Annotated in this window: 20 protein-coding genes and 1 pseudogene; 9 read left to right on the top strand and 12 right to left on the bottom strand. The window is 60.6% G+C overall.

The features are described from left to right. Positions 1-21: 21 nt before the first annotated feature. Positions 22-1,233, bottom strand: a complete 1,212-nt coding sequence (locus tag ACYPXD_RS19775; protein WP_459714820.1) for an MFS transporter — start codon at positions 1,231-1,233, stop codon at positions 22-24. 390 nt (positions 1,234-1,623) lie between these two features. Here ACYPXD_RS19775 and ACYPXD_RS19770 point away from each other — a divergent pair, with 390 nt between their 5' ends. Further along, on the top strand, positions 1,624-2,304 hold the full coding sequence (locus ACYPXD_RS19770; RefSeq protein ID WP_459714818.1) for a hypothetical protein: 681 nt from the start codon (positions 1,624-1,626) through the stop codon (positions 2,302-2,304). A gap of 356 nt (positions 2,305-2,660) precedes the next feature. Next, the gene (locus ACYPXD_RS19765; protein WP_459714815.1) at positions 2,661-3,863 is read left to right on the top strand and encodes a porin; all 1,203 of its coding nucleotides are present in this window, start codon (positions 2,661-2,663) and stop codon (positions 3,861-3,863) included. 107 nt (positions 3,864-3,970) lie between these two features. Here the strand turns inward: ACYPXD_RS19765 and ACYPXD_RS19760 are convergent, their stop codons facing one another. Both ACYPXD_RS19760 and ACYPXD_RS19755 read right to left on the bottom strand, forming a co-directional pair. Next, positions 3,971-5,092 (bottom strand): L-dopachrome tautomerase-related protein, encoded by a 1,122-nt coding sequence (locus tag ACYPXD_RS19760; protein ID WP_459714813.1) that lies wholly within the window; start codon positions 5,090-5,092, stop codon positions 3,971-3,973. A gap of 104 nt (positions 5,093-5,196) precedes the next feature. Continuing rightward, complete coding sequence (locus ACYPXD_RS19755; protein ID WP_459714811.1) at positions 5,197-6,285, bottom strand: hypothetical protein; 1,089 nt, start codon at positions 6,283-6,285, stop codon at positions 5,197-5,199. 187 nt (positions 6,286-6,472) lie between these two features. Between ACYPXD_RS19755 and ACYPXD_RS19750 the strand changes: the two genes are divergently transcribed. Continuing rightward, entirely contained in the window at positions 6,473-7,912 is a 1,440-nt protein-coding gene (locus ACYPXD_RS19750; RefSeq protein ID WP_459714809.1) for a flagellin N-terminal helical domain-containing protein, read from the top strand. 145 nt (positions 7,913-8,057) lie between these two features. Next, complete coding sequence (gene fliD / locus ACYPXD_RS19745) at positions 8,058-9,620, top strand: flagellar filament capping protein FliD (protein ID WP_459714807.1); 1,563 nt, start codon at positions 8,058-8,060, stop codon at positions 9,618-9,620. 58 nt (positions 9,621-9,678) lie between these two features. Here the strand turns inward: fliD and ACYPXD_RS19740 are convergent, their stop codons facing one another. After that, positions 9,679-10,593: an AraC family transcriptional regulator gene (locus tag ACYPXD_RS19740; RefSeq protein WP_459714805.1), complete on the bottom strand. Its 915-nt coding sequence runs from the start codon at positions 10,591-10,593 to the stop codon at positions 9,679-9,681. A 380-nt stretch (positions 10,594-10,973) separates the two neighbouring features. Between ACYPXD_RS19740 and ACYPXD_RS19735 the strand changes: the two genes are divergently transcribed. Together ACYPXD_RS19735 and ACYPXD_RS19730 are read left to right on the top strand one after the other, a co-directional pair. Beyond that, the gene (locus tag ACYPXD_RS19735; protein ID WP_459714803.1) at positions 10,974-11,951 is read left to right on the top strand and encodes a helix-turn-helix domain-containing protein; all 978 of its coding nucleotides are present in this window, start codon (positions 10,974-10,976) and stop codon (positions 11,949-11,951) included. A 234-nt stretch (positions 11,952-12,185) separates the two neighbouring features. Further along, positions 12,186-13,061 carry a hypothetical protein gene (locus ACYPXD_RS19730; RefSeq protein ID WP_459714801.1) on the top strand — a complete coding sequence of 292 codons (876 nt, stop codon included), beginning with the start codon at positions 12,186-12,188 and terminating at the stop codon, positions 13,059-13,061. Positions 13,062-13,067: 6 nt separating this feature from the next. On the opposite strand, the gene ACYPXD_RS19725 is transcribed toward ACYPXD_RS19730, so the two are convergent. Continuing rightward, positions 13,068-14,012, bottom strand: a complete 945-nt coding sequence (locus ACYPXD_RS19725) for a helix-turn-helix domain-containing protein (RefSeq protein WP_459714799.1) — start codon at positions 14,010-14,012, stop codon at positions 13,068-13,070. A 98-nt stretch (positions 14,013-14,110) separates the two neighbouring features. On the opposite strand from ACYPXD_RS19725, the gene ACYPXD_RS19720 reads away from it, so the two are divergent. Continuing rightward, positions 14,111-15,355: a DUF1479 domain-containing protein gene (locus ACYPXD_RS19720; protein WP_459714797.1), complete on the top strand. Its 1,245-nt coding sequence runs from the start codon at positions 14,111-14,113 to the stop codon at positions 15,353-15,355. 112 nt (positions 15,356-15,467) lie between these two features. Here the strand turns inward: ACYPXD_RS19720 and ACYPXD_RS19715 are convergent. From ACYPXD_RS19715 to ACYPXD_RS19685, 7 genes and pseudogenes are all read right to left on the bottom strand, one after another. Continuing rightward, a pseudogene (locus ACYPXD_RS19715) lies at positions 15,468-17,381 on the bottom strand (FUSC family protein); the annotation flags it as partial. Between the two features lie 308 nt (positions 17,382-17,689). Continuing rightward, positions 17,690-18,820: a DSD1 family PLP-dependent enzyme gene (locus ACYPXD_RS19710; RefSeq protein WP_459714795.1), complete on the bottom strand. Its 1,131-nt coding sequence runs from the start codon at positions 18,818-18,820 to the stop codon at positions 17,690-17,692. Positions 18,821-18,921: 101 nt separating this feature from the next. Next, a complete protein-coding gene (locus ACYPXD_RS19705) occupies positions 18,922-19,947 on the bottom strand; it encodes an SGNH/GDSL hydrolase family protein (RefSeq protein ID WP_459714793.1) in 1,026 nt (341 codons plus the stop codon). Positions 19,948-20,069: 122 nt separating this feature from the next. Then, a complete protein-coding gene (gene argE, locus ACYPXD_RS19700) occupies positions 20,070-21,233 on the bottom strand; it encodes an acetylornithine deacetylase (RefSeq protein ID WP_459714791.1) in 1,164 nt (387 codons plus the stop codon). Next, positions 21,226-21,903, bottom strand: a complete 678-nt coding sequence (locus ACYPXD_RS19695; RefSeq protein ID WP_459714789.1) for a DUF1028 domain-containing protein — start codon at positions 21,901-21,903, stop codon at positions 21,226-21,228. The genes argE and ACYPXD_RS19695 overlap by 8 nt, the downstream gene beginning before the upstream one ends. A 10-nt stretch (positions 21,904-21,913) precedes the next feature. Further along, complete coding sequence (locus ACYPXD_RS19690; protein WP_459714786.1) at positions 21,914-22,351, bottom strand: RidA family protein; 438 nt, start codon at positions 22,349-22,351, stop codon at positions 21,914-21,916. A gap of 69 nt (positions 22,352-22,420) precedes the next feature. Beyond that, positions 22,421-23,764 (bottom strand): flavin-containing monooxygenase, encoded by a 1,344-nt coding sequence (locus ACYPXD_RS19685; RefSeq protein WP_459714783.1) that lies wholly within the window; start codon positions 23,762-23,764, stop codon positions 22,421-22,423. A 151-nt stretch (positions 23,765-23,915) separates the two neighbouring features. Here ACYPXD_RS19685 and ACYPXD_RS19680 point away from each other — a divergent pair, with 151 nt between their 5' ends. Together ACYPXD_RS19680 and ACYPXD_RS19675 are read left to right on the top strand one after the other, a co-directional pair. After that, a complete protein-coding gene (locus ACYPXD_RS19680; RefSeq protein ID WP_459714955.1) occupies positions 23,916-24,848 on the top strand; it encodes a LysR family transcriptional regulator in 933 nt (310 codons plus the stop codon). A gap of 141 nt (positions 24,849-24,989) precedes the next feature. Beyond that, positions 24,990-26,141, top strand: a complete 1,152-nt coding sequence (locus ACYPXD_RS19675) for an aromatic ring-hydroxylating oxygenase subunit alpha (protein ID WP_459714781.1) — start codon at positions 24,990-24,992, stop codon at positions 26,139-26,141. Positions 26,142-26,148: the final 7 nt, after the last annotated feature.

The following is a 26,148-nucleotide window of genomic DNA, read 5'->3' as shown; positions in this document are numbered from 1 at the left end:
CGAACGCATGGCATGTCGTCCTTACTGGCCGCTGCGCAAATAGCTGAGCACGAGGGTCACCAACGCGACGCAGGCCAGCACCGCCGACGCCCAGTGCAGATCCGGCAGACCGACCCCTGCACGAATCAGGGTCGCGCCGATCGCGGTGCCCGCAGCCGAGCCCAGGTAGATGCATGAGTTGTTCAATGCCATCACGAACTGCGCATGATGCGCTTCGACAATCTTGAGAAGCCGCGCCTGTTGCACGGGCAAAAACAGCCAGCCGCTGCCTGACAGAATCGACAACGATAGCGCGGCGCTCCAGAGCGACAGCATCGAAAAAGCCAGCAAGGCGGCATCGATGCCAAGCACGGTGAACGTCACCACGAGCACGACGATGGGCCTGAAGCGTACGCCAAGCTGACCGCCCGCGAGACTGCCCAGCACACCGCCAATGCCGGACGCAAGGAAGACCGCTACGATCTGGCGCGCAGGGAAACCCTGCGCGGCGAGTATTGCACCCAGGTAGGTGTACGTGAGGAAGTACGCCGAGCCGATCGCTACCGCGGGTAACAACGCGAGCAAGGTCGAACCGTGCGTAAGCGGTTTGAATCGCGCGGCAAGCCCTGGAGAAGAGGCAAGCGTTGCGTCACCGGACGGAAGCCGCGCAAGGCGGATCGCCACGACAGCCACGAGCGACAAGGCGACGACCAGCCAGAATGTGCCGTGCCATCCGGCGCGCTGTCCCGTTACGACGCCGATCGGTACGCCCAACGCGGTGGCCGACGTCAAACCGAGGGCAACGACCGCAAGCGCTTTGCTTTTCTTTTCCGGCGCCGCGAGTGCGGCCGCAAGTGTAAAGGCTGTCGGCGTGTAGAGGCCGCTCGCTATCGCGGCGACCACGCGCGCGGCAATCAGAATCTCAAAGCTCGTTGAGATTGCGCACACCGCATTGGCCGCCGCAAACATCAGCAGTGCGCCGACGATCACATTCTGCCTCTTCAGGTGACCGACGAATGCCGCCAGCACCGGAGCCGCAATCGCATAGGTAAAGGAGAACCAACTGACAAGCTGGCCTGCGGCATTGACGCCGACATGAAGATCTTGTGCAACAGCGGCAAGGATGCCTGATATCACATATGCGTCGGTGCCAATGGCGAATGTGCCTAACGCGAGAAAGCAGATCTTCGGATCGAACTCTCGCGAGCGGACAGGCCACTTATCGGCGAATACGTCTTCAGATTGCGAATTCATCTGCATTCCTTTCTCGTTGCAAGCTTATGCAAATGTTAGTTGTGTCCGCAAATATGTGCGTGCACGAGAAGCGCGTGTTGCGTGTGCGAGAACCGCTTTGCCGACTGGTATGCGAGGCGCGCTTTCGCGCAGCCGATCAAACGAATCGAACGACCTCGCTCAAGTAAGGGGCGAACACTCCGTTAACCGTATTGCCTCAACGCGCACCGAGTGTGTGGACCTGCATCTCTGACGAAACGTGTCATAAGACCGTAAGCCTGCGAGTCAAGCGCCGTCGTTATCGCGACGGGACAGGAAACGGGATGTCGCCCATAAGGCCGAATCGTTGGGTTAGGCGAGAAAGTGGATTGACGAAGTTTCTAACCAGGCTTGTATAACGAGGAAGCATTTATGAAGATGACGGTTCGCAAACCGTTAAGGGCACTGTGCGTGTTCTGCGCAGTGGGTCTTGCGGGTCAGGCTGCTTACGCACAATCGAACGAAGTTTACGGCGGCTTCGGCACCGGCGGTCTCGTGCTCGGCGCGGGTCACGGCTTCGGCCCGTATGTCGGCGCGCGCGCCGAACTCGGCGGGTTCAGCCTGTCGCACACTTTTACCTCCGGCTCGACGGACTATGACGCCAACCTTCGGCTGATTCACGGCTCGGTATTCGCGGACTTCTTTCCGGCCGCGGCATGGTTTCCGGTGCATTTCACCGCGGGCGTGATCTTCGGCGGCGACCAGGTTTCCGGCGACGCGAAGACCAACAGCAATGGAACGATCACCATCAATGGCGTGCCCGTCACGCCGACTGACGGCGAAACGGTGTCCGCGAAGCTGCAGTGGCCGACTGTGCGGCCGTATGTCGGCTTCGGTTTCGGCCACAACCCGGTTGGCAAGCCCGGCTTTTCGTTCGCGGCGGATTTCGGCGTCGCATACGGTAAGCCGCATGTCACGTTCAATGTGCCGGAAAATCTCGCGCAGCAGGCGGGCGCCGCGAACGTCGCAGAGGCGGAAAACGATCTGCAAAACAAGGCCGACGATCTTCGTTGGTATCCGCTTGCGACAGTTTCGGTGACTTACCGGTTTTAATCGCCAGGCACTCGCGCGGTGTGCTGCGACCCCTCGCGTGGCAGGCGCAAGGAAACAGCAGGACGCCGCGCGAGTGCACGCGACATTCGTTTCCCGCTGTCGCAAGCGCGCGACATTCAACACGCCGTTGCTCTCTCAAAACGGTCTTTTCGCCGCGTAAGCGTGCTATCTCGCCGCGCAGACATCAGTCAGACCCGCCTGGATGAACATTTGTTTAGACAGCGTGACGAACTGCCTCTGCAACTGAAATAAAGCATTCCATCTCGTGCGATCGCAACGATGCCGGACGATACCGCACGTCGCCTGAAGGCGATTGCCGATCACTCAACCGGGGAACACCAGTGAAACGAGATGTAATGTTGCTGAAGATCAGATGTCTTGCCGCAGGGTCCGCCATGCTCCTGGCCGGCGCTGCACATGCGCAAAGCAGCGTGACGCTTTTTGGCCTCATCGATACGGGCGTGGTGTATCAGAACAACGCACGCGTCACGCCTTCCAGTGCGACCTCGCCGGGCGGCAGCTCGTTTTCGTTGCAAAGCGGAAACGTCTTTACATCGCGATGGGGTTTGCGGGGCACCGAGGATCTCGGTGGAGGGCTTAGTGCGATTTTCTGGCTCGAGAACGGCTTTAACGTAAACAATGGCACGTTCAAGAACGGCGGAGATCTGTTTGGCCGACAGGCATGGGTCGGTCTTCACTCGAATCAGTACGGTACGCTGACGCTCGGCCGGCAATACGACTTCCTCGTCGACTTCGTTGCACCAATGAGCGCGACCGGCTCAGGCTTCGGCGGCAACCTGGCCACGCACGTCTACGACAACGACAACCTGAACAACGATCTGCGCCTGAATAATTCCGTCAAATTCAGCAGCGCGACGTATGGCGGCTTTAAGGCCGGTGCGATGTATGCGTTCTCGAACGAAGCAGACAACTTCGCCAACAACGGCGCATACAGCTTCGGCGCAAGCTACGCCTATGGGCCGTTCAGTTTCGGTGCCGCGTACCTGCAGATCAACCGCACGGCCGACCCGACGCTCGCCAACGCAACGGGCGCGGCGAGCACAAGCGACGGCGATGCGTTGACGACCGGCGGCCGTCAGCAGATCTACGGTGCCGGTGCGCAATACAAGTTCGGCAAGTCGTCGGTTGGCCTGGTGTGGACGCACTCCGTGACGGATAACATCACGGGGCTGTTGCAGGACGGCAGCACGAGCGTCGGTGCGCTTGCGGGGACGTCGATGAAATTCGACAACTTTGAAATCAACGGCCGATATTTCCTGCGCCCGGACCTTAGCCTCGGCGCGTCGTACACGTACACCACAGGTCAATTTAGCGGAGCCTCCAAGGGCTTCACTTCCGCCTCACCGCATTGGAATCAGGTCATGGCGCAAGCCGACTATCTGCTTTCGCAGCGCACCGATATCTATCTTGAGGGTGTTTATCAGCGCGTCGGCGGCGGAAACGGCAATGCGGCATTCGACGCGAGCGTCTACACGCTTGACCCATCGGCGGGCAACGAACAGGTGGTCATTGCGGTCGGGATGAAGCATCGCTTCTGAGCATCGCCGCAAGCTTTGAAGTGGCGACGCGCGTCTCGCCGTATTCCATCCGGCGGACGCGCGCTCGGCTCATCGATTGATGTCGCGGTAGCGGCATCGCGCACACATCATCCACCGAGCTTGACTTTAAAGATGGCAAACGGCCCTGAACGCGGTAAATGATTCTTGAACGTCACCTCCCACAGGTGCGAATCCGCGATGTACATATAACCCTGGCTAATCGCAAAGCCATCCGCCCATGAAAGCTTGCCCGGCGCGCGCACGAAGAGCCGCGATTTAACTTTGTGCGTGGCGGGATCGATGTCGAGCGCGACGATGGTGCTGTGTTCGAGATCGCCGCCATAAAGCGTCCCATGCTGGTCCATGATCAAACCACCGGTCAGTTCAGCCGAGCCGAGGTATTGCACCTTGCGCGACAGCTGGCTCGCGCCGAGCTTCGCATCGATCAACGCGCTGGTCGGCACCCGCCAGTAGTTGTGATCGGTTAGCGGCCGGTAGTAAAGCCATTTAGCGTCCGGCGAAAGCGCGATGCCGTCGGCGTGGATCGCGACGACTTTGCCGTCGTTCGTTTGCGCCGGCTGCCCGTTGATCATCAGGTGCTGCTTGGGATCGGCAAATGTCGAGCGATCGCCCGCGAGAACCTGACGTGACTTGCCGGTTTTGAGGTTCAACACCACAAGGCTGCCGCGATTGCCGATGTTGGTCAGATACGCGTAGCCATGCACGAGATCGATGCGCACATCGTTGAGCGAATCGGTTGGCGCAACGGTGCCGTCAAAGCCGTAGCTGCGCATCACCTTGTTGCTGCCCAAATCGAACTCGACAAGCTTCGGCGTTGCGCCTTGACCCGCGGCGGTCAGCACCGCGCGCCCGGAATCGAGCACCCATAGACGATCGGCCTTGTCGACCCACATCGCCTGCGGAACCGCCCATTCATGTTCCGTGTCCGTGCCGGACGTGTTCCAGGCTTCGTCGGGATAGGGGCTTACCGCACCGGTTTGCGCATTGACCTCGACGAGCCTGTCGCCGGACTGCGCGGCGGGGGCGCTCGCGAAAATGCGGCCCTCATGAGAGACACCGATGCCGACGAGCTTGAACGTATCGAAGGTCTTGACGGTTTCAAGCGGAGGCCCGTAGTCGCCCTGCGGCTCGGCCGATAGAGCCGGCGCAATGCCGGCGGCAACGGCCGCACAGGCCAGTGCGATTCTCGCAAGCTTCGTTATTTGCACGTCCAGTCTCCGTTGTTAAGCAAGTAATGAGTTGGAGACTGGGGTAGAAAAGCAGCGAAGACTATCGGGACTTATCTCGATGCGAACGGGCTGTCAGTTGGCTTTCAATGGCAATCGATCAACGCTTCCTGAGAAACGGCGTTGCAATGACGTTGCACGGTTTCTGCGGCCGTGTGAAAGCATGCTTCGTCGCGAGGCCAACTTGCCAGCGCGTCCAGGCACTCATGCGCATAACGTGCGCCGGCAAGCTGTTGCAGAAAAGTGCTGTCGTTAGCGAGGCGTTTCACAAGCCGTACGCCAGCCGCTTTGCACGCGGCTTGTTCGCTTAACGCGCCGAGCGCTTTCAGGCAATTGATGAAATGCTTCGCGGTAAGACGTTCGCATACCGATGAGTCGGTGGCGAACCGCCTTGCCAACTGCGCGGTCGCACGCCGGCACATGTCATCGGAAGGCCACTGCGCCAATGCGTCTATGCAGACCGCCAGATGCCTCGCGTTCAGATTGTGTCGCAGGTTTCCGTCTTCGGATATTCGCCTGGCTAGTCGAAGGCCCGCGACATGACATGCGTCATCTTCGTTCCAGCGGCTCAGCGCGTTGATGCAAATCGCGAGCCGCACGCCGTTTAACTGGCGAACGAGGGCTTCGTCCGCGGAAATACGTCTGGCCAGCAGCCTGCCTGCCTCTTTGCATATCGGCTCCTGGTGCCATTTTGCTAGTGCGCTAAAGCAGTTTGCTACGGCTTGTCCATTCAAATGGGTTAATGAAGCACTTCCGCTTGCAAGATGAGTTGTTAAAGAAAGTCCAGCCTGCTTAAAAAATCCATCTTCGTCCCACCTTGCTAACGAAGCAAGGCATCCCGCCAATTCATAGCTACTGAGCGATTCACGTAAGGCATCGTCGATCAGCAGTCGATTTGCCATCAACGTCGCGGCCTTTTTGCAAGTGTCTTCGCGGTGCCATTTGCTTAGCAATGAAAGAAATGTCACGACATCGCGAGCGCTAACCGAAACGAGCGACCACGAACGATCATCGATCACGCGCTTCGACAGCGTGAGCGCGACGTGCTTATCGTCTGTTCGAGCGCTTGCGGTATTGTCTGGCATGCCGTTTGGAAACGCATAAAGCAAAACGTTGCGCGGTTTCATTCGTTCCTTGTCCTGCGAACTCATCACCGCGACGCTATCTTCTTCCATCGTCTTCGTCGCCGCTTGCGCGTATGACCACTTTCTTTTGCGTGAGTGGGCCCTACGCGCTTTTAATCCTCAAGCCTCCCCCATCATTGCCGTCAACGCGGGCTAAGGCGGCCGGCAATTAACACTTGTCTTCGCTGATCTCAATGTCGCAAGTCTTAATGACTCGATCCTTTAGGGGAGCAACCTTATGCTTAGCATTAACAGCAATATTCCCTCGCTCGTCGCTCAGGAAAACCTCAATGCCTCGGGCAGCGCCCTGTCGCAGGCGATCACACGCCTCTCGTCAGGTCAGCGCATCAACGAAGCGGCCGACGATGCGGCGGGTCTCGCGATCGCCACTTCGCTGCAGACGCAGATCAATGGTTTAGATCAGGGTGTATCGAATGCAAACGATGGTGTGTCGCTCGTGCAAACGGCCGGTACCGGGCTCACGCAGATCACAGCGAGTCTGGAGCGCATTCGCTCGCTTGCCGGCGAAGCGGCAGGCGGAACCTTGACCGCGTCCAACCAGCAAGCGTTGCAACAGGAAGTGGCCGCGCAGATCTCTGAAGTAAACCGCATCGCTTCGCAAACGCAGTTCAACGGCCTTGGCCTGCTCAACGGTCAAGCCGGCGTCATCAATGTGCAGGTGGGCGCAAACGTCGGCCAGACGGTTGCGCTCGACCTGAGCCAGGGTGTTTCCGCGGCATCGCTTGGCGGCGGTTTTGTGCAGGCAGGCAATACGCTCGGCACGATCACCGGACTGAATCTGAACGCGGACGGCACGGAAGCAAGCGGTGCCGGCGCGATTACGTCGATCAACGTTATCTCGGACGGCAGCGGCGGTTTCACGTTTACGGACCAGAACGGCAATGCCATTTCGACGGCCGCATCGGCCGCATTGTTCACCACGACGACAACCAACGGCGTTTCGTCGCTGTCGGTGGGATCCAGCAGTGCGTTGACGCCGGCAAACGAACTCGCCGCGATCTCATCTGCCGCTAGTGCGGGTTCCGGCGCGGCAGACGGCACGGTTTTCGGCGTTATTTCGGGCATCAACATCGATTCCACGACGGGCAAGGACGCACCCGTGGGCGACACGAACACCATCACGTCGGTCACGGTCGAGTCGGACGGCAAGGGCGGTCTGAAGTTTATCGATCAGCACGGCAATCAATTAGGTTCGGGCGCACAGGCGGGCCTTTTCAACGCCAGCTCGGGCGGCGCGCTCTCGTTCGCCAATGTGCCGACCAGCACGATTGGTTCGACTGCGGCGGGCGCCCAGCCGTCGGGCAGTGCGCTCGCGAACATCGACACACTGAACGTCCCGACCTCGGTCGCGAAGATCGACATCAGCACGACGCAAGGTGCGAACAATGCACTGCTGTCTATCGATAACGCGCTCGCTTCGATCGCGAATATCCAGGCATCGCTCGGTGCTGCGCAGAACCGCTTGACCGGGATCTCGCAATCTCAGGAGAACGAGTCGACCGATCTGGCAAGCGCGCACTCGCAGATCACGGACGCCGACTTCGCGCAGGAGACGGCAAACCTGAGCAAGGCGCAAGTGCTGCAGCAAGCGGGTATTTCGGTACTGGCGCAAGCAAATTCGATACCGCAGCAGGTGCTCTCACTTCTGCAGCACTAAGTCTCGTGTAACAGGCACACGGATGAGTCGCGCGAGTACGCAGCGAGGCTCATCCGCGAGCACGAACTCTCGGACATCGTCCCGGATTCGCGCCATGTCCGGATAGCCGTACTAACCGGCCGCGCAGGCCAGATGGAGTATTCGAATGTCGACTTCACCCGTTGCCGCCCAGGCGGCCGCTGCGGCTCAGGCAGCAGCACAAGCTGTTCAACAGGCCGCCCAGTCGCTGATTTCCACCTCGACCGGCACTCCGCTCGACGTCAATTCGCTTGTGACGACGCTGGTCAAAGCAAGGATAGCCGGCCCCGCGGCCGCGTTGTCTGCACAGTCGACGAACGACGGTACGGAGATCCGTGGGCTTGGGTTGTTAGAGGGGAACATGCTCGGGCTGGAGACGGCGCTCGGTCCGTTTCTGAACGGCAGTGCGCTTGCGTCGTTCAGCGCGACGTTGAGCGGCGACGGCATAACCGCAAAGACGGGAGCCGGCGCATCGGCAGGCACGTATCAAATCGACACAAAGCAGATTGCTCAGGCTCAGACCATAACGTCCGGCAGCTTTTCTCAATCCGATGCGAATGCGCTGGGCTCGGGCACACTGGACATTTCGCTTGGTACCGGAGATGGCGCGAAGTCGTTTCAGATCAACGTCGATTCATCGAACGACAGCCTCGCGGATGTTGCGGCTGCAATCAACTCTGCATCTGGCAATCCCGGCATCACGGCGACCGTCATCAGCGGCGCAAATGGGCCAGCGCTTAGCCTGCAGTCCACGTCAACGGGGGCAGCTAACACGATCAGCATCGGCGTGACAGGTGCGGCAAGCGACAGTGCACTTGCGAAGTTGGCGGTGACGTCGTCTACCACCACGGACCCGAGTGCGCCGGTGGGCTCGTCCACCATCACATCGACCGACAGCTTCTGGACGCAGTCGCAGGCCGCGCAAGACGCGCAGCTTACGGTGAACAATGTGCCCGTCACCGAATCGACGAATACGATCTCCGACGCAATTCCCGGCGTGACGCTCACGCTGACCGCAAAGGGCATAGGCGCACAGACGCTGACGGTCGCGCCGGACGACGGCACGGTCGAAAACGATCTTTCCGCCTTCGTGACGGCCTATAACGCCGTGATCGACCAGCTGAATTCGCTTGCCGCGCCGGCCACGTCGAATGTGCCTGGCAGCGGCGGCACGCTGCTCGGCGACGAAATGATCAACCAGCTTGGCGCGTCGCTTGGCGGTATCGTGGGCGGCCTCGTGTCGAACGGTGGCTTGCAGGGCACGCTCGCGTCACTCGGCATTACGTTTCAGAAAAATACGGGCGGCCAACCGTTTGCGGAGTTGCAGATCGACGCGGACCCGAACAGCCCTACGCTCGAAGACGCGGTCGCCAACAACCCGGGGCTGATCGGAGCACTCTTCAACGACACGAACGGCATCGCGCAGCAACTCGACTCGGTGCTGACCTCGTATACATCCGAACAAGGCATCATCACAAATCGCACGAACGACCTGACCGCCGACATCGCGAATCTTGCGAAGCAGCAGGACGATCTCGATGACTTTGCTGCGCAGCTGACTTCGCAATTCAACGACCAGTTCACCTCACTCAATACAATCCTGGCACAGGCGCAGTCGAATTCGAACTTTCTGACCTCGTTGTTCGGCGGCTCCAACAGCAATGGTGCATTAGCGCAAAACAGCAAGTAGGAGCGGCGCCGCTTGACGGCGCCTTCATGCCGGACTTGCCGCTCACCGCTCAATGGGGCTACCGGCTTGAGCGGCGCAAGAATTCGCGAGGAGTCATGCTATAGCGGCTCCTGAACGCACGGCTAAAGTGTGCTTCGCTTGAGAAGCCGCAGCGATACGCCACCTCCTTGATCGACACTCTGCCGTGTGCGGGCGAGGAGAGCAGGCGCGATGCGCGTTCGAGTCGCATCTGCCAGACGAAGCGCATCGGCGATAGACCATCGGCCTTCATCAGGCGATTCAGCTGGTTGAGCGATACGCCGATTTCCTCGGCGATGCGCTCGACGCTAAGCCGTTGCTCGCCAAGCAACCGGATGATGGTCTGCTTCGCATGAAATGCGGTTGCGACCCGAGGCCTGTCAGCGCCATTTCCCGGACGCGTGAGAAGCGTATCCATCATATCGAGGCATTGACGGCTTAGCTGATCCGACAGGTAAGGACTGACCACGCCCGCCTGTCTTTCGAAGTATTGCACAAACTCGCCGACTGCCCGTACGTCAGGGCATTGAATATCCGGTGCCAGATATTGCTGGACCGCATCGTGGCCGCCACGTTCGCGCAACGCTTTCTTAGGCAAGCGAAGCAGCAGAAGTTCGGTGGGTTCCCGGTAAATTTCGGTAAAGTAGCTATCCGGATTGACGAACAGCACGCTGCCCGGCCCGAAAGATTGCTCGTTTTTACCGCTTACCAGATCGAACGACCCGCTTTGGACGATCTTGCAGTAAAGGTAATCGTCTTCACCTCCCACTTCCTTGAACCGGTTCACGAGCGGCGAGATATTTTGCCAGGCTACGCGGACAGTTGTCATCTGAATCTCGCCGGCCTGTCGTGCCTTGATGAAGCAACCGGGCAAAGAAGAACGTGTAAGCGTGGAGTGCACGTCGTAGCCTTCCGCCATGACCGTGGTCCACGACTCCGCGTTGGTGAATTGCACATCCCATTGCTGAAGCTTGCTAGACATGGATCAGTCTCAACCTTTGCCAGTATGACAATTGATTTGGGTACTTTCAGCATGAAAGCGTTCGCTCGAAAGCTGCTGATTCCGTCCAGTCATGAACATATGAGGTAGCGGTTTATTCCGGTTTGGCGTGTCGGTTAGCTAAACAGAAAACGGACGAATTTTCAGGCAAGCGATTCATTCGTCAGTCAACCCTGTGTGTGGGCAAATGGATTATTCTGCGTACCGCTTTGCAGTGAGAGTGCGCTTGGACGATTCGCTTTGACGAGTCCAATCGTTAGGGATGCTATGACTGATACGCGCATAAGCCTTTGCTGGGAATCGCGTTCGGTCGTGGGCCACAGATGGTACTGGGGATGAATCGCTTCGTCACACAATCGCTTGAAGACCAGGTCGCCAGAACGGAACACGAGTGGCGCGACCTGGTGAGGACGAACTGGAGCATGGAGTGCGAATTCGATGCGGGAATTCAGCGCGATCTTCGGACCGCATCGTGGATCATGGAAGATCTTCGATTCGAAACCGCGGATCTGTCCGGTCAGCGATGGACATGGATTCCAGGACGCGGACACAACAACTGGAGAAGCGATGCGCTCGTCATACTGCTTGTCGAAAGCGGTGCGATCGACATGGAACAGGACGGGATCCGGTTGAGCCTGACGGAAGGGGCGCTGTTGTTGTTCGACGCCAGCATCGAATACACGCAGACGTCGCATCGCGATTCTCGCGCGCTAGCGTTGCGCATGCCGAGAGCGGCGCTTGAGAAAAGAGGCGCCGTACTGCACAGCCGCGAGATGTTCATGCCGGACGTGACGTCGCCGGACGTGGCGGTGCTGAGGTCGTTCATCGCATCAACGGCCGCTTACGGCCAGCACTGCAGTCCACACGGAAAGACGCTGACCGCCGAGCACCTGACCGACCTGATGGAGATAGTCGCCGACGACCTGAATGCGCCACGACCCATGCGCAGTTCCGACGCGATGCTAAGAGAGATCAAGCGTTACATCAAGCGCCACGTCGGAGACGAGAGCATGAGCGTGGAAACGGTGGCGAGCGCGATGGGCGTATCGAGGCGGTATCTGACCCGGCTTTTTGAGCGCGACGGATCGTCGATGACGCGTTATCTGCTGCATCAGCGACTCGCCAGGGCAAAGAAAATCCTCGCGACCGGAGGCGAGACGCTGCGCGTTAGCGAAGTGGCATGGCAGTGCGGATTTGTTAGCGCGGCCCACTTCAGCAATTCGTTCAAGAAGCTGTACGGCGTCAGCCCGGGAGAATTACAGCGTAGTCAAAAGTTCAGGCGCGCGCCGCCTGGACCCTGTGCCGATAAATGACCGGTGGTCAGCCTTCGTAAGGCTTTCACGCCGGATCGCCGCATGACCAGCATGTGGGATTGCTCAAAAAGTCGAACTCGCGAACCGCTTAACTTCCCGGAGAGCCATAAGCAGCGCTTGAGAGCGGGCCTCATTTGACAATTACATAGCTTTCGCTACCTTTAGAGACTTCGTCAGGCGGCGACTGCCGCTGTGACGCGCTATGTGATCCATCGACCCGACCAGAAAGCCATCGTGAATACCATCCAGATCCTGCTTCAAACGACCATTCCGCCTACTAGCGACGACTGGTCGATCGCGCGGTTCAGCCGACTGGCGGAATTGTTGCGATCGCATCGGGACGCCGAGGGACACGCCGTCTTCAATGTCGTCGCGCGCGACCGGGATCCGCCGGGCGAGCCCGACTCGATTCTGTCCCGCCTCGATGAGACGGAATTCGATCAGTTGTGGCTCTTCGCCGTCGACGTCGGCAACGGACTGACGCCTGAAGACTGCGCGGGCATCACGCGATTCCGCCGGTCCGGCCGCGGCCTGCTTGTCACGCGCGATCATATGGATCTCGGCTGTTCGCTTTGCACGCTGGGCGGGGTAGGCAAGGCGCATCACTTTCACACGCACAACCCCGACCCCGACGAATCGAGGCGCGTGATCGACGACCCGTTCACGTCCTATATTCTGTGGCCGAATTTTCACTCGGGCGCAAATGGAGACTTTCAGGAGGTGGCGATTGTCGGACCGACACATCCGATCCTCGCTGACCCCGAGTCGCCGACCGGCGCGATCCGCTTCCTGCCGGCGCATCCGCACGAAGGCGCCGTCGCCGCGCCGCACGATGAACCCGCGCGCGTGGTTGCACGCGGCACAAGCAAAGCCACGGGGAACAGCTTCAATCTCGCCGTCGTGTTCGAACCTTCGACGGATGGAGGCCCCGCGGTCGCCGAAAGTACGTTTCACCATTTCGCGGACTACAACTGGGACACGCGGCACGGCGCTCCGAGCTTCGTGAGCGAACCGCCGGGGAACGGCATGCAAACGGAGCAGCAGGCGATGCGCGACATTCACCGCTATTCGATCAATATCGCGAGGTGGCTAGGTAGGGCGCCTGACTGACGCGGCTCACCCGCGCGCCGCCTTTCGTTGAAGCGATGGCGAGCGCTCGGTCAAAGCCGGCGCCATTTCATCTTCAGCGCGGCGTGCGCCGGCAAACTGCTGCCGGTATGCAGCAGGCGTCAAATGCCTTGATGCCTTGAACTGGCGATTGAAATTCGCCACATTCGAAAACCCCGAGCGCGCGGCAATCACCGATATCGGCATTGGCGTATCAGTCAGCATCCGGCACGCGTGGCCGATTCGAACGCGCGTGATATAGCGGCCGACGCTTTCGCCCACATGCTGTGTGAAATGCCGTGTCAGCGAGCGCTCCGAAAGACCCGACGCCTTCGCCAGCGTCGCCAGCCGCAATGGATGCGCGAATTGCGTGTCGATCAACGCGAGGACGCGATTGAGCTGATCGGGCTCGTGTCCGGACGGCGTACCCGCTTTGGCATCGAAAGCGCTCGGCGATGCGAGCGGTGCGGCCGGCAACTCCGATAACCCGTGCAACACATCGAGCACCGCTTTGAGCCGCTCGCGCGGATCGTTCGAAAGGAGTCTTTCCACTTCACCGCGCATGTGCGTACCGGCGCCGTCTTCGAATGAAAGCCCGCACGCAGCGCGCCGCAGAAGATTGCGTAAGCCGTTGTACTCGGGGCAGACGTCGGCGAAGCGGCGCACCCATGCGCCGTCGAACCATACGACGATTGCGACTTGCGGATCCGCTGGGTCGATTGAGCGATTCGATGCCCACGTATGCGGCAGATTCGGCGGAACGAGCACGAGGTCATCCGCGCCATAGACGGCGACTGAATCGCCGATATACCGCTTGCCCTGACTATTCATCGTCAGGGTCAGTTCGTACTCGGGATGATGGTGCCACTCGAACGGGATTCTCGGCAGCCGCCGATGGTAAACCCTCACCGAGCGGCTATCGCCGAACTCCACGTGTTCGTATGTTGCTTTCATGGCTGGATCAGCAAAAACATTGACCCGATAGTATCACTCGCATGGCCGGCGCTGACGTACGCTTCAATGCATGCATATCAGCATACGGAGACGGTGCAATGGCATTGCAAATCGATGATCTGCCGGCAGCAATCAGGACCGCGAAGCGGGAACTGCGTGAAGCGCTGCCCAACTATCGCGCGGTATTTGCCGATGTCGAAGCGGCAATCAACGAAGAGGCTCGACATATCGCAACGCTTCGCGACCGCGGCGAGCCGGTTATTCCCGAGATCCAGTTCGAAGACATCGTTGCGAACCGTGTCGGCGTCAAGCAGATTGCGCTCGTCAAGGCACGCGGCGCATGCGTGATTCGCAACGTGTTCGATCGATCGCTTGTCGAGCAGTGGGACCACGACATTGCGGACTACGTCGAGCGCAACAACCTCGACGCCAAGCTGATGAATCGCGCGGAAGACAAATACTTCGGTCAGCTTGCCTCGAGCAAGCCGCAGATTTACGGCGTGTACTGGTCGAAACCGCAAGTGCTCGCAAGGCAATCGCCGGCGCTTGCGCAGGCGCGCGTGTTTCTGAACCGGCTTTGGCGTGCGCAAAGCGAAGGGCGCGTGCATTTCGACCCGGACCGCGTGCCCGTTTATGCGGACCGGCTGCGTCGCAGGCCACCGGGCTCGGAATCGCTGGGGCTCTCGGCGCATTGCGACGGCGGATCGGTCGAGCGGTGGATCGAGCCGAATTTCCGCAAGGTCTATCGCCATGTGTTTTCGGGAAACTGGCGTAATTACGACCCGTTCGATGCGGCATGGCGAACCGACGTGGAGGAGATTCCGTCGCCGGCGGTTTGCTCGATGTTCCGCACGTTCCAGGGATGGACCGCGCTGACGCCGCAAGGCCCAGGCGACGGCACATTGCAACTCGTGCCGCTTGCGAACTCGATGGTCTACGTTTTGCTGCGCGCGCTTCAGGACGATGTGGCCGATGACGATCTATGCGGCGCGATGCCGGGACGCGCGCTATCGATCAAGTCCGAATATCACGCGCCGCTGTTCGATGCGCTTTCGTCGATTCCGCTTATGCAGGCGGGCGACACGGTGTTCTGGCATAGCGACGTGATTCATGCGGTTGAAGATGCGCATCGGGGCAACGGTTATAGCAATGTGATGTACATCGCGTCGGCGCCGGACTGTGCGAAGAACGATGCCTATCTGAAACGGCAGCTGCCCAGCTTTATCGACGGCAAGAGCCCGCCTGACTTTCCGGGCGATCATTTCGAAGTGGATTTCGTTGGGCGCGCAACGGCGGCGGATCTAACGGAGGCGGGACGCTTGCAAATGGGCTTCGATCTTTGAATCTGGGCGCATCGACTCGCGTCAACAGTCCAGTCAGTTCAGCAACCCGCATGCGAACACTCAATACCGTCTGATCTACAGGAAGCGGATCGTTTTGCCCCGCTTGCACTTCGTTCAGCTCGGCATTGGCCGAAGCCATCGGGGCGTGCCACGTTTGCGGTTTGCTATTCCTGAGTGCTTCGAACAATGAGTCCACCGTCTTTCTTACGCCCGGCGGCAACACTCCGACATCGGCACGCAACTCGTCCTGCAGCTTGATCAGCTCGACTCCAATCTCAATCCACGTCATGCATTCGTCGATATCCGTTTCCGACGCTGCGGGCAAGGCAAGTCGCATGAGCGTATCGAGGCTGCGCGTTTGCCACGCGTGATGCGTGTTGGCGATGCGCGCATCGACAGGCATCGCAATCAAGCTCGTGATGGCTTGCACCGTTTGTTCAAGATGCCGTTTGCGCCACCGGTTCTCGACGCTGCGCGACGGCACAAGCCGATAGGCGAGCATTGCCAGTAGGGCGCCTGCAATCACGCCTAGCGCATGCGTTCCCACCGCGCTTGCCGTCGTGTCGGCAAGCGCGGTCGGATCGGTTATGGCGAGAAACACCATGCAGAAAGCGGATGCCCAGAACGTATTCGAAAACACAGAGGCGAGGGTAACGGCAAGAAAGACCATGCAGCCTTCGGCAAGTGCAACGCCGATTGCCTGTGAAATGTGCGGCGTAACGGCCGCATAGAACAGCACGGCCATGCCGGCGCCAACGGAGCCAGACGCAAGAAAGTCGAGCGACGTATCCAACGGGTTGGGACGGATCGCGAAGAGCGCGACTGCAACCGCCGTAAATGCGACAAGCAAAGCCCCGCCCTGCCAGCCGGTGGCAATCCAGATCGCGCCGGCTAGCAGCAACGCACCCCCCGCACGCAACGCCGCGGCGAGCGCCCCGCGGCGATCGATCGCATAGACCGGTGCGGGATAGCTGTCCGCGTCGTCGTCTTCGTGCGTACCGGTTAGCGCGGTATAGGTTCGCAACGCGGCTTCCACCGCATGCAGAAGGGCCATGAGCAAATCAAGGCGTCGGCGTTCGCGCACATTCCCGGCGCGGATCGATGCGAGCCTCACGCGCAATGCTTGTGCTTCGCGACGAAGCGGCTCGATCTTTTCGGCGTCGTCCGGCTCATCGCTGCGCAGCACGCCGGACACGGAAGCCAGCAGTTCGGAGGCTTTGGCAATGCCACTCTCGATTTCGCCGCTTATCTCGCCGTTTGCCGTAGCGTGCCGTTCGATATTCCGCTCGACGCCTCGCGACACGATAAGCAGATCGATCAACGCGGACACGACGCCGTGCAAGCGGCTCGTGCGTTTCCACAGCGTCGGCGATTCGGCCGCCGCGCTGTGCACGGCGCCGTCGAGCGCAAGAATATCGATCAGTTGTCCGCGCAGCCGTTGCGGGTTGACGCCGTCCGCGGCCCGCGCGCGCGGCAGACCGGCAAGCCGGTCCGCGCACCATGCGCATGCTATCGAGATCGCGTGCCGGATCCGTCGGTTGGCGCGACCGCTTTGCGCATCGCGCGACAAAAGCAAGACGAGCAATGCACAGATGATGCCGATGAAAATACCGATGCAGCGGTCCGCGCCGATCTGGAGCAACTCCCCGCTTTCGCCGATCAGCGACATCGCGATGATTGCCGCGCTATAGCCGGCCAGCACCGCCGCATAAGCACGGTAATTGCGCATCGAGATACCCACATAGACACATGCGGCCAGCCAGATGGCAAGCGCGCCGACCAGCAACGGCTCATTGCCGTGCGCAATGAACATCAGCAGCAAGCCTGCTGGCGCACCGATCGCCGTGCCGATTGCGCGATAAAGCGACTTGAGCAGGCCGTCGCCCCGCACCGCATTGCCGACCGAAACGACGGTCCATGCGGCCCAATGCGGCTCGTGCAGGCCGATCACGATCGAAACGATCAGCCCAAGCGTGGCCGCCAGCGCAATGCGGCCGGAGTAAGTGAGAAGGCTACGAGAGGGCATCCACATGGAATGTGTGAACCAGTGCCGCCGCCTATGCCGCCTATGAGCAGCCGGTGAGAAGCCGATGAGCCGGGAATGATGTGCCGCCTGGGTGCGGGTGCGCACGGCACACAGAGCACATTAAAACGCTCTTGCTCTCTGCCCACAAGTATTTAGCGCACATGCCAACACCTGAATGCCATCTAAACCCTGATTAACCGCTCTGTAGCAGCTTAAAAAGCGCCTCACACATTGTCTCCACGTAGAGGCTAAACAACGAGGAGCGGAGCAAGTTTCAAGGCTGCTATGCCTTTTAGTCTTGAGCGGTATCACCAGCCGTAAAACCTGGGCCACGTTTCGATCGCGCCATCTTCGCTTAGCGCGTGATACCCGGGATGTTGAGCACCCGTCGCGCATGCATGATTGGGAAGGATGCGCAGGCGCGTGCCAATGGGGAACCGCTCAGCGATGCTCGTATCCGCCGCGCCGATGCGCGCAACGATTCCATGCTCCTGGTTGGCGCTGCTCATGATGTAATCGCCGAGCACGTCGCCATGTTCGGTGCACACGAGGCCATAGCCGAAGTCGTGCTGCTGGCGCTGCGTGCCTCGATCGCGGCTCATTGCCATCCAGCCCGCGTCGACGATCGTCCAGCGTTTTTCTTCCTGATGGCCGATCACAGTCGTCAATACACTTAGCGCGATGTCTGAAGTCTCGCAAACGCCGACGTTATGCATGACGAGGTCGAACATCACGTACACGCCCGCGCGCACTTTCGTCACGCCTTCGAGATGTTCGGCCGAAAGCGCGGTCGGCGTCGAACCGATACTGACGACGGGGCACGACAGTCCCGCTGCACGAAGCCGTTCAGCGCTGCGCACGGCGCCGGCGCGCTCCTGCTCCGCGATGCGGACGAGTGCCTCGCGCGTGTTGTATTCGTAACTGGACCCGGCGTGAGCCAACACGCCGCCAAGCTTCATGCCGCCATCGACGAGCGCTCGGCCGACTGCAACGAGGCGCTCGTCTTCGGGCGCGATGCCCGAACGATGACCATCGACATCGAGCTCGATCCACACTTCGAATGCTTCGTGGTGTTGACGGCCAAACGCGACGATCGATTCGGCAGACTGCACGCTGTCGACGATAATCTTCAGATCGCATCCGCGACGGCGCAATTGAAGCGCTTGCGGTAACTTGCCCGCAACCATGCCGACGGCGTAGACAATATCGCTTACGCCATTCTCGAAAAACTGCTCGGCTTCCTTGAGTGTGGAAACGGTGATGCCTTGAGCGCCGGCGGCAATTTGCGCGCGAACGATCTGCTCGCACTTTGTCGTTTTCACGTGAGGCCTGAAACGCACACCGAGCGCATCGAGCCGTTGCTGCATGCGGGCAATGTTGCGGTTCATACGGGCGACATCGACTAGCGCCGCCGGGGTGCTGAGTGCTGCGAGGTTCATCGGGTGGTCCTTTCACTTCTATAGGGCGAGAGCCTCGCCACTATACATCCGATGAGCCGCCTTCCCTGGGCCGCCGGGCAACGTCGTTTCTTCGCCTGGACTTAGCGTCCAAGACCGCTCTTTGCGATCTGCTGCTCGACGAACTGCGCAAATAGCGCGTGCACGCGCGTGGTCGGATGGAGGTCATCGGCAAACATATACGTCTGGTCCGCGTCGGGCGTCGTATAGGTCGCGCGCGAGCAAAGCAGGGCGGTGTTGTCGGGCGTTCTCGATGGGTCGCATGCCTGGCCTGTATTCGATACCGCAAAGCCATTGGCCTGGAAGTTGGCGAGGATCTGGTTGACCCAGCCAAAGGAATCGACTTCGATCACTTTGCCTTGCAGTCCGTTCGCCTGTAGCGCCGCATTCAAGGTGTCGTTGAACAGCTGCGACAGTTGCGCGAGTGTCGCGCCGCCGTCGGCCGCGGCCAGTCCCTTCGGCGACACGCCGATGTTCGGCAGATTGACTACGACGACATGCGTCGCGCCGTTCTGCACGATCTGCGCGACGATTTGCGCGAGCGTGGTGGCAGCGGTTTGCACGACCGGTATCGCCGCGGGCAGCGCGCCTGCACGAAGCACGTCGTTGGCGCCGGCCCAAACGAGCACCAGTTGCCCGCCATTGAAGCTGCCGTGCGTGGACAGATAGCTCGACACCTGCTGATTGACCGGCATTTCCACATCGCCAATCACATCGACCAGGAAGTCGTTGAGGTTGGCCGGCGTCGCAACGGTGGCCCCGCCTTCGGCGTAGCCAAAGCCGCCGTGCGGACTCAATTGATGGCTGGCGCTGATCGTGAACGCTGCGTTCAACGTGTCGCCGTAGTATTGCGCGACGTTTTGCGCCCACACTTGCCCGGGATTCGTGGTGAAGCGGCCACCGCCTACCGGACCCGCAAGCGGCGCAAACGTGCCGACGTCGGACAGGCTGTCGCCGAACGAAACAACCTGCAACTGGACGCCGCCCGGCGGGGTTCCGGCCGCGTTGCTTCCGCTTCCGCTATCGCCGCCGCCTCCGCCGCATGCTGCAAGCAGTGCAAAAAACACGGCGAAAATTGCAACGCACGCGTACCTGCTGATGTTCTTCATCGCCGCTCCCTACCGCTCGGCACGGAGCGGTCCTGCCCGCATGGCGCCTAACCTCGGCCATTGCGAGCGATTGCGATGAGCAGATCAAGCAAGAACGATGCGCGTATGAATTTCCAAAGGCTTCAGGGGGACGTGCAGAGATGATCGGCAAGGCGAACCATCATGGCATCGCAACGTGCCAATTGTTCGAGCGTCACGAACTCGTCGGGCTTATGGCCTTGATCCATGCTGCCGGGCCCGCAAACCACGGTGGGAATACCGGCTTGCTCGAACAGGCCGCCTTCGGTGCCGAACGCGACGGTACCGAATTCGGCGGTATGGGTCAGCAACGCCAGAAGTTGCGCTGCTTCGCTGTCGGGCTCGGTGGCTAAAGCAGGGTAAGCGCTCAATGGTTGCAGCCGGATATCGGTATCGCGCTGAACCGCGCGCATTTTCGGCAATAGTTCGGTTTCCGCATAGGTCTGCAGTTTGTCCGATACGACTTGCGCGTCGAAGCCCGGCAGCGCGCGGACCTCGAAGTCGAATTCGCATTCGGCCGGCACGATATTGAGCGCGCGACCGCCTTTGATCACGCCCGTCTGCACGGTCGAGAACGGCGGGTCGAAGCGCGAATCGTGATGCTCGGGTTGCGCGAGCGCCTCGCCGATTTCCTCGAGCCGGTTGACGAGCCGCGCCGCGTATTGAATCGCGTTGACGCCATAGGGCGCGTAAGCCGAGTGGCACGCCGCGCCCTTCACGTGGCAGCGCATCGCGAGCTTGCCCTTGTGGCCAAGCACCGGTTTCAATCCGGTCGGTTCGCCGATCAGACACAGGCGCGGCCGGTGCGGACGTTTTTCCAGGTCCGCGAGCATGGGCCGCACACCGAGACACCCGACTTCCTCGTCATATGAGAACGCGAGATGGACGGGCACTTTCAGCGGCCGCTCGAGAAATGTGGGCACGGCCGAGAGCACCGATGCGATAAAGCCCTTCATGTCGGCCGTGCCGCGACCGTACAGCCGATCGTTGCAGGCGGTAAGGCGAAACGGATCGACCGTCCACGGCTGGCCGTCGACCGGTACGACATCGGTATGACCTGAAAGCACGATGCCGCCACGATCGTCGGGACCGATCGTGGCGAACAGGTTGGCCTTCGTGCGCTCCGGGTTGTAGAAGAGTTCGCTCTGCACCCCGAGTGCCTGCAGATAGTCGCGGATAAAAGCGATCAGTTCGAGATTCGAATCGCGGCTGACGGTAGCGAAACCGATTAGCGCATTGAGTAAAACCAGGGTCGAGCGCTCACTCATCGCCGGGCACTCCGTAACTGGGCGCCGCAGTGGGATTCAGCGCCCGGGTGAGATAGTCCTGCATTTGCGGGCGATAAGCCTGCCAGAGCGCGTCCAGTTGTCCGATCGGACCTTCGTCGGCCCAGTCGACGCGCAAGTCGGCGATCGGCCAGATCACATCGCCGACCACCTTGAGCGCCGCCGAGTGCACCGGCCCGGCTTCACCGCCGGCTGCAATCGCAGCATGCATGGCGGCAAGCAAACGGTCGGCGAGCATGCCGTGCGCGCTTTCGAATGCCCGCACCATCTGTTCGATCACGTCGAGGCTGGCGAGCATGTTGCCGCCCGCCACGCATTGCTCGCCCGCGACGGCATGGTGCAGGCCGAGCGCTTCCTTGCCCGTGAAAAACGCCGTCTGCCCCAGGTTGTCGATCGCGAGTACCTGTCGATACGAGCTCCAAGTGTCCGACTCGAGTGCAAGGTCCAGGGCGGACATGGGCGTCTGCTGCCCGTCTTCGAGGAAATCGAGTATTTGCGGTCCGAGGGACGGCAGCGTGACATTCTGCGTCGCGACCGCGCCGACGCGTGAGCGCAGCCACGGGCAGCGCGCGCCCACGGCGATACTCGACGAACTGATGGCAATTCCGAGTTGGCCCGTTTCCGCGCAGCGCCCGACTATCGAGAATGTCATGGGCTGCTCCTCAAGCCTGATCCGGCTTCCAGTTATCGGGGATCACGGCGATCACGTCGATCTCCACCAGCCACTGCGGCTGGCCCAGCGCGCTCACCACAAGGCCCGTCGAAATAGGGAAAACGCCCTTGAGCCATTTGCCGACTTCCTGATACACCGGCTCCCGGTAACGCGGGTCGATCAGATAGGTCGTTGTCTTGACGATATGTGAAAGGTCGCTGCCGGCTTCCTCCAGCAACTGCCTGATGTTCTTCATGGCCTGTTCGGCTTGCGCGCGCGGATCGCCAAGGCCGACGAGGTTGCCGTCGAAATCGGTGCCGACCTGTCCGCGCACATAGACCGTATTGCCCGCCCGCACCGCCTGGCAGAGGTCGTTGTTCAGCGCCTGGTTCGGGTACGTATCCCGCGTGTTGAACATACGGATGCGGGTATGAGTAGGTTGGTTCATTTTTTTACCTCGTTCGTAGGGGTAAACGCGGCGCGCATTGATCCGCACCGTTAGCCGTTCCTTTAGCCTTTAGCCAATCACGCCGGCAAGACGTATCGAGTCAGGATGTGCGCCATCGTCGCCGTCCGTTTTCGAGCCTTCGTCCGCATGACGCTGCGACGCATCGCGATAGGACAGATATTTACGCTGGATCGCAATATGGTCCGCAATGTGTCGCGCGTCGTGCCAGACGCCCCAGATAAAGCTGGAGCCGCGACGCGACAGCCACGGCAGCCCCAGAAAATAGATGCCGGGCTCGGTCGATACGCCGCGCTGATGCTGCGGCTTGCCGTTCGGCGCGAACGCATTCACTTTGAGCCAGCTGTAATCGGCGGTATAGCCGGTCGCCCAGATAATCGATGTCACGCCGGCTTGACGCAAATCGAGCTCGAGAACAGGGCGGGTCACGCATTCCGGGTCGGGCAGCACCTTGCGCGCGGCCGGTTCTTCCGGAAGGTCGAGACCGTTGTTCGCGATATACGCATCCGCGGCATCGAGCAGCGCCAGATAGTTCTCGTCGCCGCGAGCGAGGTTCGACGCAAGATCCGCTTCGAAATGCATGACGCCGCTCTCGAACGACTTCGTCAGACCGACAAGCGTAATGCCCTGATTCGCAAGCGCACGGAAGTCCACGGTCTGGCCGCCGCGCGCGCCGCTTACCGCGATCGTGACGTGCTCTCTGCCCGGCGTCGCCACTTCCTTGTCCCATTCGCCGAGCACGCCGAGCCACCAGCAGTAATCGCGCTTGCGATACGCGCGCGGCGGCCGGTCGTGAGGCCCGACGGAGAGATACACATTCCTGCCCGATCGCTGCAACTCATCGGCAATCTGCACCCCGGACGATCCCGCACCCACAACCAGAACCGCACCGTCCGGCAACTGGCCCGGATTGCGGTAATCGGCGGAGTGAATCTGCGTCAGCGATTCGTCCTTCGAAACGATCGGAGGAATCAGCGGACGTTGGAACGCGCCGGTCGCCACCACCACACGGTTCGCCTCGATCACGCCATCCGACGTATCGACGACAAACCCGGGGCGCCCTGACGCACGTATTACCTGCCTGACCTCGACGCCGGTGCGGATCGGCGCATTGAACTTCTTCGCGTAGTCCACGAAGTAATCGGCCACGCGTTCCTTGGAAGGAAAAGCATCGGGATCGAGCTCGTCAAATTCGAGTCCCGGAAACCGGTCGTGCCACGCCGGGCCATTCGCCACGAGCGAATCCCAACGTCCCGAGCGCCAACGTTCGGCAATGCGGCCGCGTTCCAGCACGAGGTGCGGTACCCCTTGTCTGCTCAAATGCTCGCTCATGGCGACGCCGGCCTGACCGGCGCCCACAATAAGCGTATCGATGGATGTGTTTTCAGCGGTCATCGCCGTCTCCCTCTGAAAGGCGCTTGTGCAATCTACGCTTGCGGTGCGCATCCGAAAAACACATTTCAAAAATGCAATACATCGGTTTTCCCTATGCAAAAAGATTTCTGTCGACGCACAATCGCGACAGGGAATGCATCGGGGACAGGCGATGGAAGTGGGTCAATTGCACTATTCGCTAAGGCAGTTGCGGTACTTCGTGGTGACCGCGGAAGTGCTGTCGTTCACCGCGGCGGCCAGAAAGCTGCACATCTCGCAGCCTTCCATCTCCACGGCGCTAGCGGATCTGGAAGCCTCGTTCGGCGTGCAACTGTTCATCCGCCATCACGCAAGCGGCCTGTCGCTGACGCAGGCGGGCCGCGACATGCTCGGGCAAGCGCGCAATCTGCTGAAAAATGCCGAAGAATTGCAGTCGGCGGCGCGCGAAATGGACGGCGGCATGTCCGGCGCGATCTCGCTCGGCTGCATGGTGTCGCTTGCGCCGCCGGTCATGCCGGCGCTGATCAGCCGCTTTATCGCAAGCCATTCGGGTGTGACCTTCCGCACGCAGGAAGCGCATCAGGACGACCTGCTCAGAGGCTTGCGCGACGGTACGCTGGACCTTGCCCTGACCTATAGCCTCGACCTCACCGACGAAATCTCGTTCACGCCGCTGGTGTCGCTGCCGCCTTATGTGATCCTGCCCAAGCTGCATCGGCTTGCACGCGCGCGTGGGCGCGCGGTTTCGCTAACGGAACTGCTCGACGAACCTTACGTGATGCTTGACCTGCCGCACAGCCGCGAATACTTCGCCGCCCTGTTCGACACGGTCGGAGCGCGTCCCGTGCCGGCATTCCGCTCGTCGCAACCGGAAGTGGTGCGCGGCATGGTGGCCAACGGTCTTGGCTACAGCATCCTGAACTACCCGCTCAAATCATTCAAAACCGTGGATGGCGCGGACTTCGTGATCAAGCAGTTCAAGGAAGACGTACTGGCCACCACGCTAGGCATCGCGCAATCGCGGGAACTGAAGCCACGTCAGGTCGTCAAGCGCTTTGCCGGCTTCTGCGAGACGCAGATTCGCGAGCTGCACCGCAATGGGTGAATCGTTGATACAGCGCTATGCAGCGCCGCAAAGCGCGCTGCATAGGAAAAAACTGGCTTTTACATCCAAAAACAATATTTCGGCTGGTAATTTGACTTGATAGATTGGTGTGCATCGTAATAAATGCTAGCTGGAGATGCTATGGCTGCCCTTGCAAGCTCCCCGGACACCGGACATGAGATCGCCCGCGAATTGCAGGCGAACTGCGAGCGGCCGTTCGAGGACGCACGCTCGATGCCGCCGCGCGTCTACACGTCCGAGGCATTTCTCGCGCTCGAGCAGCGCGAGATCTTTAGCAGGGAATGGCTATGCGTCGGCCGCGCGAGCGCACTCGGCAAGCCCGGCGACTATCTGACCGCGCAGATCGACGCACAGCCGATCGTCGTAATACGTGACGAGGCCGGTGGCCTGCGCGCGATGTCGAACGTGTGTCTGCATCGCATGTCGGTGCTGCTCGAAGGACGCGGCAACGTCAGACGGATCGTGTGCCCGTATCACGCGTGGAACTACTCGCTCGATGGCGCACTGGCCGGCGCGCCGATGATGGAGCAACAGCCGGGCTTCTGCAAGGAAAGCTACCGCTTGCCGTCGATTCGCTGCGAAACCTGGCAGGGCTGGATATACGTCACGCTCAATGCCGATGCGCCGCCCGTTGCTTCGCAGCTCGAAGAACTCACGCGGCTGATCGAGCCGTACGGTATGACGGACTATGTCGAGACCTTCCACGAAGAACACGTGTGGGACACGAACTGGAAGATCCTCGCGGAAAACTTCATGGAGAGCTACCACCTGCCGATGCTGCATCGCGCGACGGTGGGTCCGCATTCGCGGCTCGAAGAGATGGAATGCCCGCCCGGGCGCGCCGCATTCAACTATCACTGGATCACGAAGGAAGCGTCGCTGCCGATCGGCAACGCGCACCCGGACAACACGCGCCTGCAAGGGCACTGGCGGCGCACGACCGCGCTGCTCGCGATCTACCCGACACATCTCGTCACGCTCACGCCCGGCTACTTCTGGTATCTGCTGCTGCAGCCGCGCGGCGTCGGCCAGGTGCATATCCGCTTCGGCGGCGGGCTCTCGCCCGAATTCATCAACGATCCCAAAGCGGCCGACTATATGGCCACGCTCAAAACGCTGCTCGATGAGGTCAATGCGGAGGACCGGCACGGCGTCGAAGCCGTGTTCCGCGGCGTGCACGCACCGCTTGCGAAACCCGGCAACCTCAGCCATCTCGAACGGCCGAACTACGATTTCGCCCACTATGTTGCGCGGCGAACCGCCACGTCATGACGCGCAA

This window comes from Paraburkholderia sp. 2C (genome assembly GCF_054589215.1).
This window is presented reverse-complemented; position numbering and strand designations above follow the sequence as displayed.

Bases quoted from the DNA above. Each gene is read 5' to 3' on its own strand.
- ACYPXD_RS19770 (WP_459714818.1), top strand. From the start codon at position 1,624: ATGAAGATGACGGTTCGCAAACCGTTAAGGGCACTGTGCGTGTTCTGC.
- ACYPXD_RS19725 (WP_459714799.1), bottom strand. From the start codon at position 14,012: ATGAAAGCAACATACGAACACGTGGAGTTCGGCGATAGCCGCTCGGTG.
- ACYPXD_RS19775 (WP_459714820.1), bottom strand. From the start codon at position 1,233: ATGAATTCGCAATCTGAAGACGTATTCGCCGATAAGTGGCCTGTCCGC.
- ACYPXD_RS19720 (WP_459714797.1), top strand. From the start codon at position 14,111: ATGGCATTGCAAATCGATGATCTGCCGGCAGCAATCAGGACCGCGAAG.
- ACYPXD_RS19755 (WP_459714811.1), bottom strand. From the start codon at position 6,285: ATGGAAGAAGATAGCGTCGCGGTGATGAGTTCGCAGGACAAGGAACGA.
- ACYPXD_RS19680 (WP_459714955.1), top strand. From the start codon at position 23,916: ATGGAAGTGGGTCAATTGCACTATTCGCTAAGGCAGTTGCGGTACTTC.
- ACYPXD_RS19710 (WP_459714795.1), bottom strand. From the start codon at position 18,820: ATGAACCTCGCAGCACTCAGCACCCCGGCGGCGCTAGTCGATGTCGCC.
- ACYPXD_RS19750 (WP_459714809.1), top strand. From the start codon at position 6,473: ATGCTTAGCATTAACAGCAATATTCCCTCGCTCGTCGCTCAGGAAAAC.
- ACYPXD_RS19690 (WP_459714786.1), bottom strand. From the start codon at position 22,351: ATGAACCAACCTACTCATACCCGCATCCGTATGTTCAACACGCGGGAT.
- ACYPXD_RS19695 (WP_459714789.1), bottom strand. From the start codon at position 21,903: ATGACATTCTCGATAGTCGGGCGCTGCGCGGAAACGGGCCAACTCGGA.
- ACYPXD_RS19735 (WP_459714803.1), top strand. From the start codon at position 10,974: ATGAATCGCTTCGTCACACAATCGCTTGAAGACCAGGTCGCCAGAACG.
- ACYPXD_RS19675 (WP_459714781.1), top strand. From the start codon at position 24,990: ATGGCTGCCCTTGCAAGCTCCCCGGACACCGGACATGAGATCGCCCGC.
- argE (WP_459714791.1), bottom strand. From the start codon at position 21,233: ATGAGTGAGCGCTCGACCCTGGTTTTACTCAATGCGCTAATCGGTTTC.
- ACYPXD_RS19685 (WP_459714783.1), bottom strand. From the start codon at position 23,764: ATGACCGCTGAAAACACATCCATCGATACGCTTATTGTGGGCGCCGGT.
- ACYPXD_RS19705 (WP_459714793.1), bottom strand. From the start codon at position 19,947: ATGAAGAACATCAGCAGGTACGCGTGCGTTGCAATTTTCGCCGTGTTT.
- ACYPXD_RS19765 (WP_459714815.1), top strand. From the start codon at position 2,661: ATGTTGCTGAAGATCAGATGTCTTGCCGCAGGGTCCGCCATGCTCCTG.
- fliD (WP_459714807.1), top strand. From the start codon at position 8,058: ATGTCGACTTCACCCGTTGCCGCCCAGGCGGCCGCTGCGGCTCAGGCA.